The organism is Methanocalculus sp. (genome assembly GCF_030651615.1).
GTDB lineage: Archaea > Halobacteriota > Methanomicrobia > Methanomicrobiales > Methanocorpusculaceae > Methanocalculus.
Genome location: NZ_JAUSCG010000175.1, coordinates 1 through 11704, shown reverse-complemented (window position 1 = coordinate 11704; position 11704 = coordinate 1). Strand labels below are relative to the sequence as shown.

Here is an 11704-nt window from a genome sequence, read left to right as displayed (position 1 = left end):
CCCAGAATACCGGGCGTGTCGCAGGTGCCTGGATACAGTCCTCTGATTCGGTCTCTGCCCAGATAAGAACACTCTGTGAGGAGTTCTCCGTTGGTGTATGGAAGACCGGGATGCTTGGGAATGTCGGGGTGATCGAGGCGGTGATCGATTCGGTCCCATCAGATGCATTGCTCGTCCTCGATCCGGTGCTCGTCTCGACAAGTGGTCATCGTCTGCTTTCAGAAGATGCACAGAGACTGCTGATCGAGGGTCTGATCCCGCGTGCCACGGTCGTTACACCAAATATCCCTGAGGCAGAGGTTCTGACCGGTATCGCTCCGATTGCAACACTTAACGATATGCGGGAGGCGGGGTCGGTCTTCCTCGCGATGGGTGCTGAGGCTGTGATCATCAAAGGTGGGCATCTTGTATCGGGGGATGCGGCTGATCTCTATCTTGATGGGAAGCGAGAGATCATGTTGACTTCTCCCCGTTACCCCTATTCTGTCCATGGTTCGGGATGCTGTTTTGCATCTGCACTTGCTGCCGGGATCGGCTCCGGTGCTCCCCCGGATGAAGCGTTTTCGGGTGCGAAACGGTTCATCGACGGTGCGATCCGGCATGCGATCCGCGTATCAGAGACCGGATGGGTGCCGGACCCGTTCTGGAATGGCGTTCCCATCCGAAGCAAACCGAACGATTAATCTATTCCACTCACCATCATCTCCGTAATGGATGCGACCGATCATGCCATCCTTGACGCGCTGATGGGGGATGCGAAGGTACCGTTAGCGGATCTTGGCAAACGGCTCTCCATCGCCCCGTCCACGGTCTTCAAACGGATTGAGCGGTTGAAGCAGGAGGGTGTGATCGAGCGGTTCACCATCTCGGTGAACCCGGAGTTCTTTCCGCGACGACTTGTTTCATTCCTCTCAATCAAGGTCGATCTGGATGCAGCAGATGACCTGATCCTCTTTTTACGGGGAAAACAGACGGTTCGGGAGGTCTTTGAGGTCCTTGAGCCGAATGACTATCTGGTGAAGGTGGTGACGGCTGATACGTCCGAACTGAAGACGGATCTGATCCATCCGCTGACTGCATTTCCCGGGGTTCGTGAGGTGAACACTATTCTGGCGGTTCGAAAGATCAAGGAGCAGACATATGTTGGATGAATGGTCTGAAATAGAGGTTTACGATGGCATTTGAGATTCTCCATGGATCGCTTGCGGTAATCACGCTCCTGATGGGTGCGGTACTGAATGTGCTTGTGTACCTCTCATACACGCGGGTGAAGGATAAGACGCTCCTTCTATTTAATCTGGGTCTCTTCCTCCTTGTCATCGGGATCGTCTTCTCCGATATGGTTGTGATGGTGGAGGGGACAGGAACATTTTCGTACTATTCGATTGTGATCGCCCGGCTTCTCCAGATTGCAGGTATCGGGTGTATGATCTCAGGGGTCATCCGGTAAATGAGGATATGAGATGGGGCTTGGATCAGTGTTTGCACGGGACTGGACGATCAGCAAGACCTCAAGGTTCTTTGGGAAGAACCGGATTGCAGACCCCCTCCTCTCCCGCCTCGCCCACGACCCTTCACCAATTGTACGCGAGGCGGTCCTTCGCCATGCGTATGCTCTTGGGTACGATGACGGAAAGAACCTCTCCGCCCGCATACCTGACGAGGACCCGATCACCCTGATCGAGAGCTTTCTCCTGACTGCCGGGGTGCCGTATGAACTGCGGGGGGATCGGGATGTGGTTATTCGAAAGGATTTTGCCCATTCTTCTGATCTGGGCTTTTTTACCCCGGATATTGCACTTGGGTATCTCCGGGGTCTCCTTGCAGGAGTGCTCACCGGATGGGAGATCATTGAGAGAGAGGAGGAGATCAGGTGCTGGAGCGGGAAATAATAGTTACTATTATTGTATTTATGGAAATATAATTTTATTCGCCCCCTCCTGAAGTAAATATCCGGGAGTGGTCCGGGACTTCAGTAGTATTTATATAGTCGTTGTGGCAATGAGTGCTTATGACCACCAATCCTTTCAGGATTTACGGTGGCATGAGGTGAATTATTATGACGATGAAGAGAAATGACGATGCGGTATCACCGGTCATCGGTGTTATCCTGATGGTCGCCATCACGGTGATCCTTGCTGCAGTGATTGCAGCATTTGTATTCGGTCTTGCCGGCAATGTGCAGGGTGCGAAGGTTGTTGGTGTGACGGCTGTTCAGAATGGAACTGGATATGGTGTTGTCACATGGCAGGGTGGAGCAGATTTGAGTTCACTGGTTAAGGCAAATTATACGCTTAATGGTGAGAATTCAACAAAGTTGGATACCCCTTACACTGTTGGCAGTATAAGTACAACTGATAAAGCAATAAACGGGAAACGTCTGATGATTATCGGGACGTTCCAAGATGGCTCAGAACAGGTCATATTCGACAAACAGTTCTAATCCCTCTTCCCTCTTTTATTTTAGTAACTCCTCAATCATCCCCGCCGCTTCCCGCTCCCGCTCCCCCCCGCATTTACGGGCAAGCAGTAGATGATGCCTGATCAGCCATTCCAGCTCCGGGTCATTGGTCATGATAAAACGGGTCGCATGCACTGTCGCCTCGATGATTGCGTTAAACCCCCGGTTCACCGGATGGATGGCATCGATAACCACCTCTTCCTTCAGGGGTGTCAGTGCGATGCTGTATGCCTCACCGCTTTCACCGATCACGTCAGCCCGGAATGCAATCCATGCCTCGGCACTCTTCAGCCGGTGCATCTCCATTCCATCAGCCATCAGAGAGACGAACGCATCAAAAGAGAGATCACCAAACGCTGTCCCGACATAGATGACCGGATCATAGATGAGGTTAGCCACAAACCAGCCGTCTCGAAGGATATTCTCTGCTGTGTGGCTCCCTTTGAAGAGGGCAAGGGTGTACCTGCCTCCCCGGTAGATTACGCCCATCGGCGCAGCATTCAAACGGGTGGTCCCGATCACCTCATTGATCCCCTCTCTCAGGAGTCCCATCGCCACCCCTCCGTGAGTGCAAGATAGATCCCGGCGATGGCGATATCAGCAAGCGATCCCGGGTTTATTCCTGCAAGGATACACTCCTCATCAAATGCGGTGATGGAGAGCTCGCCCCGGCAGACCGCCGCCGCCCGTTCTCTCGTCTCTTCGGCAACTGCGTCACCGAACTTCTTTGCAATGAAGGTGTCGGGAACCTCTGCCATCAGCTCAATGAAGGCGGCGCTGATCCCTTTTGCACCAGTATCCATTTCATGCAGTCTGTCAGCAAACCTCCGGGAGAGGGAGAAGCCGTTCTCCCACTCCCGGCAGACCATATCGCGGGGAGCAGAATATGCCATCAGATCGTAAAGCGTCATCCCCTCCTTCCGGATTCGCTCGATCGACTCCGGATCATGCACATCAAGATCATCGGATCTGATAACCCTGACCTCCGTCTCTGCAAACGCTTTATAGAAGAGGACGGCATCATCAACGGTTGTTTCGGCGATCAGCCGGAGAGCGCAATTGATATCTCCACCGGCAACAAGCGGCAGGAGGAGGATGAATGCGCCGAAATGGGTGTTCCCGCCGGAGTGACAGTTTGTCCTGACCACCGCATCGTAGATGGCAGCACCAATTCCGGTATCTCCTCGCTCCATCGCATCGAATGCCGGACGGCAGGCGATGACGGAGGCGAGGAAGTGTTCGAGCCTGGTATCGGGGTAATCATGACAGCGATCGACGTTTCCCGGCTTTGGGAACGCTGTCACCTCAAGCATCATCGCAAGCTGTGCGAGTTCAGCACGTGACGTTGGCGGGCACTTCACTGAAGATCTCCTCCATGATCTTCTCAGAAAGCCTCCGTTTCAGTTGCATATACTCAAATTTTGAGATTCCAAGGTTCTGGAGCGTCATATCCCGAAACATGCAGGGCGATGAGGTCTTGCAGCACCATGCAAGGCTTCCAAAGCAGGTATGCGATCCCCCTGAGAGGGGAGTATTTGCAGTTGCACTCTTCTTCAGGTCAACATAATGGGCTTTTTCAAGCCCGATTCCTTTGAGCGCAGGGATGAGGGGGCACTCTTTCACCGGCATACAGCAGAAGGTGAGCGCCCGGAGGTCACCGCCTCTACAGAGCTGTTTTGGTGCGTTGTACCAGCCGACCTCATCGGTATACCGTTGTATGGCAGCGTCAAGCCCTTTCAGGGTGTGGAGATCGGCTCTCCGTGCAAGTGAGACCATATCAGCACCATGGGAGAACTGCTCCATCACACGGTCATATGAATGCATTGAGTTGTTGGCGATGATCTGGAGGGGACAGGAATTTCTTATCTGGCGTATCTTCTGGTACCCGTGATCCATCAGATCGATATGGAGAATATCGGCCCCTGCCTTCCATAGTGCCCGGGCAAGTGCCCGCTCATCGGTGAGACCTGCACGGATCTTCACTGAGACGCATACATCCATCGATTTAAGACCCCTGACGATATTGCAGAGGTCATGGGGGTGGTAGAGGAGATGTTCGCCCGCACCCGCCTTTATCATCGGCTGCTGACGGCAGTGGGCATCGACCTCATACACTGCGATGTCACCGAGTGTATCGGCAAGACCGGCAAATGATTCCGGTTTCTTACCCCTCAGGTTAATCCCGGTGACGACATCGGACCCCTTCAGTTTTTCAACTTCGGAACGGATACCTTCAATCGGATCAGAGAAGAAAAACTCTTTTCGCCCTGCTTCGGCGAGATCATGGCTTGCCAGAATGGTCTCTTCATCAATTGAGAAGCCCCCGAGGAACGCGGCACCAATATGCCCTGCACGCTCAAGCACATATGCCGCATCCACGATTCCCGCCATGGATGCAAGCGCAATTGGTGTCCTGACGATCTGCTGATTCATCAGGAGCTCAAACCTTTTGTACGCCTCCATCATAGATTCATAATAATGAGAAGTAATTGGGGATAGTATTTTGGATCAAACCGCCGAAATCCGGATCGATAATACTTTTTAGCATAAGTTGTACAACTCTTCTATAATGGCTAAGAAAGGCTTACTACTGGTCGGACACGGGAGCAAACTTCCCCACAACAAAGAACTTGTTGACAGCACTGCCGCACTTATCGCTGCAAAAAACAACGGATACATCGTTAAATCCGGCTTTATGAGCATGAATGAACCCTCGGTTGAGGAGTCAATTCAGGCATTTGCGGATGAAGATATCGAACTCCTCGTCGTCGTCCCGCTCTTCCTTGCAAAGGGTATTCACATCTTAAAGGATATCCCCGGGATTCTCGGGCTTGAAGAAGGAAAGAAGAAAGGAGTGGTCAACCTAAACGGCAGAGAACTGCCGCTCGTCTATGCCGATCCGATCGGTGGCGACCCGCTCCTTGCCGAACTGATGCTGAAAAATGCGGAGAATGCCATCCGCGACCACCTCTGAACCTTTTATGCGCCTCCTGGTGCTTGATACAATCCATGGCGGGGGTGTAATCACCCTCGCACTCCGGGAGCAGGGCTATTCTGTCGACTGTGTGGATGTATACCGGGGAGAAGATGGTATCACCCCGGATGCCGCTCTTAAATACCAGTACTCCTGCTGTATCGCGCCGGTTCATCTGGATCCTGATTACCCTCTTCTCCATGCCGGAATGCCGGTGATCACGCACCACCAGGCGGTGGGTATCCTGATCGGAGCAAACCTCCCGGATCTGATGATCGAAATTACCGGTGAGCGCGGGAAGACGACAACAGCATATGCACTTGCCCACCTGATGCAGGGCAGAGGTATTCTCCATACTTCATCAGGGACAGTACAGTATCCCGGGAGAGTGCTCCTTTCAAAGACCAGCATCACCCCGGCAAGCCTGATTGCTCCTGCTCGGGAAGCCAGGAATATAAACGGCTGGTTCATCGCAGAATCTTCTCTTGGCGTCTCCGGGAGAGGGGATCTCGGAATCCTTACCACTGCATCCGATTACAGGATCGCCAATGGTAAGCGTTCCGCACTTGCTGCGAAGTGTGAACACTTAAAAACCTGCAAGACTCTTCTCCTCCCCGGAGATATCGGCCTTGATCACCCAAACCAGCATACTGTAGGAGAGATCGTATCCTGTGAGGGAACAACACTCTCATATGATCACAATGGGATCCGCGGATCATTTGTACACCCTCTCCTGACCCTGAAGGGGTACCGCTACCCACTCATGACAGCCGCAGCAGCTGCCTGCCTTCTTGGAATTGATCCGCACCCCCTCTCTTCATTTGAGGCCCTCCCCGGAAGGATGCAGGTCAGGGAAGAGAATGGATGCCTCATCATTGATGCATCAAACAGCGGAACAAACTGTGAGACAAGTTGTGAGGCTGCGGCATATGGAGGAGCGATCAGGCCGGATGCCCCGATCCACCTCGTCATCGGACAGGATGAACATGCAGTCTGTGAAAACTTTGCAGAAAGCGAGATCATACGAACCATCGAAGAGATCCGGCCGGAGATTGTAACGATTGTCTCTCTGCCAGGACCCGCTGAGACCACAGCCGGCTACCCGGATTGCCGGGTGGCTACATCCTTACATGATGCAATACAAAAGAGCGAGAAGAGACCGGATACCATTCTTCTTCTGGCAGTCAAGACATGGAGGTAATCCAGGATGCACTATATTCAACCAAGACCAAGCTCTATCGTCGCCGCCCTGTACACAGCCCGTGACCTCGGTGTCGATGTCGCAATCCTCCACGGCCCCTCGGGCTGCTCATTTAAACATGCCCGTCTCCTTGAAGAGGATGGCCTCCGGGTGATAACAACCTCTCTCTCTGAGAACGAATTCATCTTTGGTGGCCAGAAGATCCTTGAGGATGTACTCCGGTATGCTGAGGAGACCTTCTCACCCAGACGGATGGCGGTTGTAGGGACATGCGTCTCTATGATCATCGGTGAGGATATGCAGGCGGCGATCGACTCATCAGGGATCAGCACCCCGACGATCGCAATGGATATTCATGCCGGCTTTTCAGAGAATATCGACGGAGTCATCGCCGCTCTCGAACCCGCGGCTAAAACGGGCTGGATCACTGACGATGAACTGAGCAGGCAGCGCCACCTTCTTACAAAGGCGAACGAGGTGGAGCGGCTCCGGGGTGCGGCATCAAAGCGCTATATCGAACCGTCGCGTGGTGACCTGAAACATATCGCAGCAGCCAGACTCCTTGATCTTGCGAGGAGCGGTAAGAGAGGGATGGCTGTGATGAACGCGAAGAAAGAGACTGCATACATGTTCATGGATGAGCTCCTTGCCCTGCATGAGGCCGCACCTGATGCAGATATTACGTATCTTGCAAACCTTGACGAGCGGGGCCTTCCGAAAGTACGGGGCGATGCAGAGCGGATCTTATCCGAATCAAGAGAACGAGGGCTTGATCTCTCCATACTTGGCGCTCTTGATGAGTATGGCGCACTTGGTGATGAGATCGGCAGAGCGATCATCAGGAGAAGACCTGACTTTCTCCTGATCGTCGGTGTGCCTCATGCAGTGCCGGCCGAATATACGGAAGGTATCTGTGTCTTCTCGATCACAAACGGACCCCGGCAGGTAGCACCACTTCGGGAACTCGGACACCAGTATGTGATGGTTGAGATCGATCTCCATCCAAAGACACTTGGTGTCAGGTCGATCATTGAAGCCGAGTTTGGGGCAATCCTCAGGAGTATGTGATGCGGACCCTCCTGATATCCGGTGAACGATCAGGATGTGGGAAGACGAGCATCACCCTTGCCATATCCGCAATTCTTGCAAAACATATGCCGGTGCAGACCTACAAGGTCGGAATGGACTATATTGATCCATCATACCTGACCGGCGTCACCGGGAGAGCCTGTCGGAACCTCGATAGTTACGTCCTTGATGATGACGGTCTCCGTGGCGTGTACTCACATGCCGCATCCGGTGCTGAGATCGGTATCATTGAAGGTGTCCGGGGCCTCTATGAGGGCGCAGATATCCTCGGTGATACCGGGAGCACCGCATCTGTTGCAAAGGCACTTGGCGTGAATGTCGTCCTTGTCATCAATGCAAAGAGTATCACCCGGAGTGCCGCTGCGATCGTGAAGGGTTTTCAGTCCTTCGATCCGGAGGTTCGTATCAGGGGTGTCATCTTAAACAATGTCACAGGCGGGCGGCATCTTGAGAAACTGAAAGGAGCAATCGAACACTACTGCGGGATTCCTGTCATAGGCGCAGTGCCGAATATGCCGGAGATGGAGCTTGCGATGCGGCATCTCGGCCTCGTTCCTTATCGTGAGGGGTGCGAGGATGATGCATTCGCTGATCGGATAGGCTTTATCACCCGTATTATTGAAGAATACATCGATATCGATGCCCTCTCTTCGCTCGCAGAGGAACCAGCAGACCCCGGCAGAGCGCATCCGGCATTTGATCAGAAGATGCCTGTTGACCTCAAAATCGGTATTGCCTATGATGAGGCATTCAACTTCTACTATGCCGATCTCTTCGATATCCTCCGCGCAGGTGGAGCCGAGCCCGTCTTCTTCTCCCCGGTCCATGATCGCCTCCCCGATGCCGACGGGTACATCATCGGTGGCGGCTACCCTGAACTCTATGCAGATGCCCTTGAACATAACGATCTCATGCGTGAGGCAGTTGTTGAGACCTCAAAGAACACTATCCCTATCTATGCCGAGTGCGGAGGGCTCATGTATCTTACCAGGTCAATTACAAAGAAGGCGGGATGGCAGGGTCAGACAGATGAGTCAACTCACCTGATGTGCGGTCTCTTTCCGGGTGACACTATTATGCCTTCCCGGCGGGTGCTTGGATATATCGAAGGCTCCTCTCACAACGGTCCGATGGGTCAGTCTTATTTCCGTGGCCATGAGTTCCATTATAGTGAAATAAAGATGGATAGTGGTCAGAAATACGCCTTCAGGCTCACACGCGGGCATGGGATATCTGGTGGTGATGACGGTATCCTTAGTGGAAATACTCTTGGGAGTTATGCACATCTCCATCCGGTTTCAAGCAGCGGTATGATCCAATCGTTCATCTCGACCTGTCGTGAAGTGAGTGCGAAGCGGAACTAATACATTGATCCTCTTTCCAATACCATATCATGGAAATCTATATCGATGGAAAATTCGTTCCGAAGGAGGAGGCGAAGGTCTCGGTCTTTGATCATGGCTTCCTCTATGGGGATGGCGTTTTTGAGGGTATACGGGGTTATAACGGGAGGATATTCCGGCTGGAGGAGCATATCGACCGGATGTATGATTCGGCAAAGACGATCGATATGACGATCCCGATCACCAAGGCGGAGTTTGCCGAGATCATCAAAGAGACCGTCAGGCGGAATAACTTAACAAATGCCTATATCCGCCCGATCGTCACCCGTGGTATCGGGACGATGGGACTTGACCCCCGTCACTGCGAAAAACCGACGATCATCTGTGTTGCCATTGAGTGGGGCGCAATGTATGGTGATCTCTATGAGAAGGGGCTCACTGCCGTCACCGTCGCTGTTCGGAGGAATGCCCCTGATGCTCTCCCGCCGAATGTGAAGAGCATGAATTATCTCAACAACATCCTCGCAAAGATCGAGGCGAACTACAAGGGTGGGGATGAGGCGATCTTTTTAGATGCGCAGGGGAGGATATCCGAAGGGTCAGGTGATAACATCTTCATCGTCAAGAACGGGACCATTTACACTCCACACACCCTGACGAACCTGAAAGGGATCACCCGGAATGTCCTCCTCGAGATCGCAGAGAAACTTGGTATCAAACTCATAGAAGCAGAACTTGGCTTCTTCGACCTCTACACAGCAGATGAAGTGATCGTCACCGGAACCGCTGCAGAGGTTGCTCCGATCGTTACCGTTGATGGACGGAGCATCGGAAGTGGCAGGCCCGGGCCTATCACCAAGCAGATCATGGCCGCCTTCAAGACGATCACCGAACAGGAAGGAACACCGGTTTGATGAAAGTTAAATCAATACCTTTTTATTTCTCTAAGTCTACCTTTTATAGCAATTTTGTTGCACGCTGATATAGTGTAGTGGCCAATCATGTCGGCCTTTCACGCCGACGACTGGGGTTCGAATCCCCATATCAGCACTCTTACAGTAGGTTTTTAATCCAAAACAAAAACTGGGCCATTTGCGCCGGTTTTCATTTCTTCTTTCTGAGTGTAATTTTTGTTCCTCACCTTTCCTGGCAGGTGATCTCCGGTGAGATTGAAGGCAGAGCTGAAGAAGTGGTAATTTTCAGGATTACGAAAGAAAGACTTGGTCATAGGTAAAAATAATCTGGGGTGCTTACATCATCTCGTATCGATTCGGCACCTGATTATAAAAAAAAAGTTGACTGGAGCTTCCTGCTCACTCATTCTTATAGATCTTCCATGCCTCGTCCACGCCAGCTCCCTCAACGGTGATCGCATAGATCGCATTGCAGAACCTGGCCGCAGCAGCAAGCCCCTTCTGGTGGATGTTTCTGCCGGTTGCGTTTCCTGCGGCACCCCCGGTATGAATCTGGTCATAGAGTTCGGTTAAGAACTTCTTCTCATCAATTGATGAGCCGCCTGCACAGACCACTTTTGTCCTCCCTGCAGCAAGCGTCACCTCTTTGAGAAGATCAGATGACTTTGCACCTTCTTTCTTCGGTGCGTTCACCTTCACGTAATCTGCACCAAGAGCAGCTGCCACACCGGCAGCACCGGCGATCAGATGGGGGTCTTTCTCATCTTTGACCGCTGCTCCTCGGGGATAGATCCAGAGGACGACAAGGAGGCCGTTACGGTGCGCATCAAGGATCACCTGCTGGGCCTCACGAAGCATCTCTCCTTCATATTCTGAACCGATATAGATGGTATAGCCGACGCTGGTGATCGCAAGACCTGTCCTGTCTCTGAGATCAACAACCTCCTGAACCGATACAAGGAGTGGGCTATATGGATCTTTCTGCTGCGTCTTCACGAGGTGTGTCTTAGAGTTGAGTTTCACAAGATAGGGGACATCAGGATAATCCATGCCATATCGGGCGATCAGACCAAACTGTGTTGCAAAGACGCCAACTTTGCCTTCAGACGCGATCCTGAAGAGATGAGACGGGCTTGCATCATCCTCATGAATACCTTCCCCGAAGAAGTCATCATTTAAGTGTTCGATCTTCTGGTCTCCGGCAAAGAGCATCATCCGTCCGGTACCACGGGTCATCCTCTGATAATTTGCGATGAAGGTATCGCATGCGGCAAACGGTACGTCAAGAGGGATCGAAAAGAGTTCTTCCTCAGTCATACTCAGATTATCACCCCGTACCTGATTAATGCTTACGTATGGAAGAAGCAAAAACCCGTCCATCAGGATGGATTAAAAAAATTTAATTTTACCAGTTACCAGGCACGCCGTTACTCGATGTGGATGATCTTGTGGCCCTTATCAGCGTCTTTTTTGCAGACGACCTCGAGAACGCCGTTGATACAGCTCATCTTAATGTTGTCCGGGTCCACCTGCGGAAGATCCACCACTGCAATCGGCGAATGACGCTCATGAGAGACGATATGGAGCCGTCCGCTCTCAAAGAAGATCCGTATCTCATCCGGATTATAGCCTGAAACATCTGTCACAACCATCAGATCGTCATTGATCTCATAGACTTCAACCGAATGTTCCTTCTCTCCAAACGGCATCTCAGAGATGCCC

General features: G+C 52.2%; 15 protein-coding genes and 1 tRNA gene. 11 read left to right on the top strand and 5 right to left on the bottom strand.

Features of this window, described 5'->3' with window-relative positions:
* The 5 genes from Q7V06_RS07680 to Q7V06_RS07660 all read left to right on the top strand — a co-directional run.
* Positions 1-683: bifunctional hydroxymethylpyrimidine kinase/phosphomethylpyrimidine kinase (locus Q7V06_RS07680; RefSeq protein WP_304840238.1), on the top strand; the 683-nt coding region annotated here is incomplete at its 5' end.
* 27 nt (positions 684-710) lie between these two features.
* Positions 711-1151: an Lrp/AsnC family transcriptional regulator gene (locus tag Q7V06_RS07675; RefSeq protein WP_304840236.1), complete on the top strand. Its 441-nt coding sequence runs from the start codon at positions 711-713 to the stop codon at positions 1149-1151.
* A gap of 23 nt (positions 1152-1174) precedes the next feature.
* Positions 1175-1450 carry a hypothetical protein gene (locus Q7V06_RS07670; RefSeq protein ID WP_304840234.1) on the top strand — a complete coding sequence of 92 codons (276 nt, stop codon included), beginning with the start codon at positions 1175-1177 and terminating at the stop codon, positions 1448-1450.
* Between the two features lie 13 nt (positions 1451-1463).
* The gene (locus tag Q7V06_RS07665) at positions 1464-1892 is read left to right on the top strand and encodes a hypothetical protein (RefSeq protein ID WP_304840232.1); all 429 of its coding nucleotides are present in this window, start codon (positions 1464-1466) and stop codon (positions 1890-1892) included.
* A 167-nt stretch (positions 1893-2059) separates the two neighbouring features.
* Entirely contained in the window at positions 2060-2443 is a 384-nt protein-coding gene (locus Q7V06_RS07660; RefSeq protein ID WP_304840230.1) for a type IV pilin N-terminal domain-containing protein, read from the top strand.
* Between the two features lie 15 nt (positions 2444-2458).
* Here the strand turns inward: Q7V06_RS07660 and Q7V06_RS07655 are convergent, their stop codons facing one another.
* From Q7V06_RS07655 to Q7V06_RS07645, 3 genes are read right to left on the bottom strand one after another with little or no spacing between them, the layout of a single operon-like run.
* Complete coding sequence (locus Q7V06_RS07655; RefSeq protein WP_304840229.1) at positions 2459-3013, bottom strand: DUF447 domain-containing protein; 555 nt, start codon at positions 3011-3013, stop codon at positions 2459-2461.
* Positions 3001-3822 carry a triphosphoribosyl-dephospho-CoA synthase gene (locus Q7V06_RS07650; RefSeq protein WP_304840228.1) on the bottom strand — a complete coding sequence of 274 codons (822 nt, stop codon included), beginning with the start codon at positions 3820-3822 and terminating at the stop codon, positions 3001-3003. The genes Q7V06_RS07655 and Q7V06_RS07650 overlap by 13 nt, the downstream gene beginning before the upstream one ends.
* The gene (locus tag Q7V06_RS07645; protein WP_304840227.1) at positions 3794-4927 is read right to left on the bottom strand and encodes a methanogenesis marker 9 domain-containing protein; all 1134 of its coding nucleotides are present in this window, start codon (positions 4925-4927) and stop codon (positions 3794-3796) included. The genes Q7V06_RS07650 and Q7V06_RS07645 overlap by 29 nt, the downstream gene beginning before the upstream one ends.
* A 103-nt stretch (positions 4928-5030) precedes the next feature.
* Here Q7V06_RS07645 and cfbA point away from each other — a divergent pair, with 103 nt between their 5' ends.
* The 6 genes from cfbA (at position 5031) to Q7V06_RS07615 (ending at position 10118) form a co-directional block, all read left to right on the top strand.
* Positions 5031-5435, top strand: coding sequence for a sirohydrochlorin nickelochelatase (gene cfbA, locus Q7V06_RS07640; RefSeq protein WP_304840225.1), 405 nt, complete (start codon positions 5031-5033; stop codon positions 5433-5435).
* The gene (cfbE, locus tag Q7V06_RS07635) at positions 5413-6636 is read left to right on the top strand and encodes a coenzyme F430 synthase (RefSeq protein WP_304840223.1); all 1224 of its coding nucleotides are present in this window, start codon (positions 5413-5415) and stop codon (positions 6634-6636) included. Before cfbA ends, cfbE begins: the two co-directional genes overlap by 23 nt.
* A gap of 6 nt (positions 6637-6642) precedes the next feature.
* A complete protein-coding gene (cfbD, locus tag Q7V06_RS07630; RefSeq protein WP_304840221.1) occupies positions 6643-7704 on the top strand; it encodes a Ni-sirohydrochlorin a,c-diamide reductive cyclase catalytic subunit in 1062 nt (353 codons plus the stop codon).
* Complete coding sequence (gene cfbB / locus Q7V06_RS07625; RefSeq protein WP_304840219.1) at positions 7704-9089, top strand: Ni-sirohydrochlorin a,c-diamide synthase; 1386 nt, start codon at positions 7704-7706, stop codon at positions 9087-9089. Before cfbD ends, cfbB begins: the two co-directional genes overlap by 1 nt.
* A 29-nt stretch (positions 9090-9118) precedes the next feature.
* On the top strand, positions 9119-9982 hold the full coding sequence (gene ilvE / locus Q7V06_RS07620) for a branched-chain-amino-acid transaminase (protein ID WP_304840217.1): 864 nt from the start codon (positions 9119-9121) through the stop codon (positions 9980-9982).
* Between the two features lie 63 nt (positions 9983-10045).
* Positions 10046-10118 (top strand) — tRNA-Glu (locus Q7V06_RS07615).
* 263 nt (positions 10119-10381) lie between these two features.
* Here Q7V06_RS07615 and Q7V06_RS07610 read toward each other — a convergent pair.
* Both Q7V06_RS07610 and Q7V06_RS07605 read right to left on the bottom strand, forming a co-directional pair.
* The gene (locus Q7V06_RS07610; protein WP_304840215.1) at positions 10382-11299 is read right to left on the bottom strand and encodes an aldolase; all 918 of its coding nucleotides are present in this window, start codon (positions 11297-11299) and stop codon (positions 10382-10384) included.
* Positions 11300-11409: 110 nt separating this feature from the next.
* Positions 11410-11704: hypothetical protein (locus Q7V06_RS07605; protein WP_304840213.1), on the bottom strand; the 295-nt coding region annotated here is incomplete at its 5' end.

Bases quoted from the DNA above. Each gene is read 5' to 3' on its own strand.
- Q7V06_RS07675 (WP_304840236.1), top strand. From the start codon at position 711: ATGGATGCGACCGATCATGCCATCCTTGACGCGCTGATGGGGGATGCG.
- Q7V06_RS07670 (WP_304840234.1), top strand. From the start codon at position 1,175: ATGGCATTTGAGATTCTCCATGGATCGCTTGCGGTAATCACGCTCCTG.
- Q7V06_RS07665 (WP_304840232.1), top strand. From the start codon at position 1,464: ATGGGGCTTGGATCAGTGTTTGCACGGGACTGGACGATCAGCAAGACC.
- Q7V06_RS07660 (WP_304840230.1), top strand. From the start codon at position 2,060: ATGACGATGAAGAGAAATGACGATGCGGTATCACCGGTCATCGGTGTT.
- Q7V06_RS07655 (WP_304840229.1), bottom strand. From the start codon at position 3,013: ATGGGACTCCTGAGAGAGGGGATCAATGAGGTGATCGGGACCACCCGT.
- Q7V06_RS07645 (WP_304840227.1), bottom strand. From the start codon at position 4,927: ATGATGGAGGCGTACAAAAGGTTTGAGCTCCTGATGAATCAGCAGATC.
- cfbA (WP_304840225.1), top strand. From the start codon at position 5,031: ATGGCTAAGAAAGGCTTACTACTGGTCGGACACGGGAGCAAACTTCCC.
- cfbE (WP_304840223.1), top strand. From the start codon at position 5,413: ATGCCATCCGCGACCACCTCTGAACCTTTTATGCGCCTCCTGGTGCTT.
- cfbD (WP_304840221.1), top strand. From the start codon at position 6,643: ATGCACTATATTCAACCAAGACCAAGCTCTATCGTCGCCGCCCTGTAC.
- cfbB (WP_304840219.1), top strand. From the start codon at position 7,704: ATGCGGACCCTCCTGATATCCGGTGAACGATCAGGATGTGGGAAGACG.
- ilvE (WP_304840217.1), top strand. From the start codon at position 9,119: ATGGAAATCTATATCGATGGAAAATTCGTTCCGAAGGAGGAGGCGAAG.
- Q7V06_RS07610 (WP_304840215.1), bottom strand. From the start codon at position 11,299: ATGACTGAGGAAGAACTCTTTTCGATCCCTCTTGACGTACCGTTTGCC.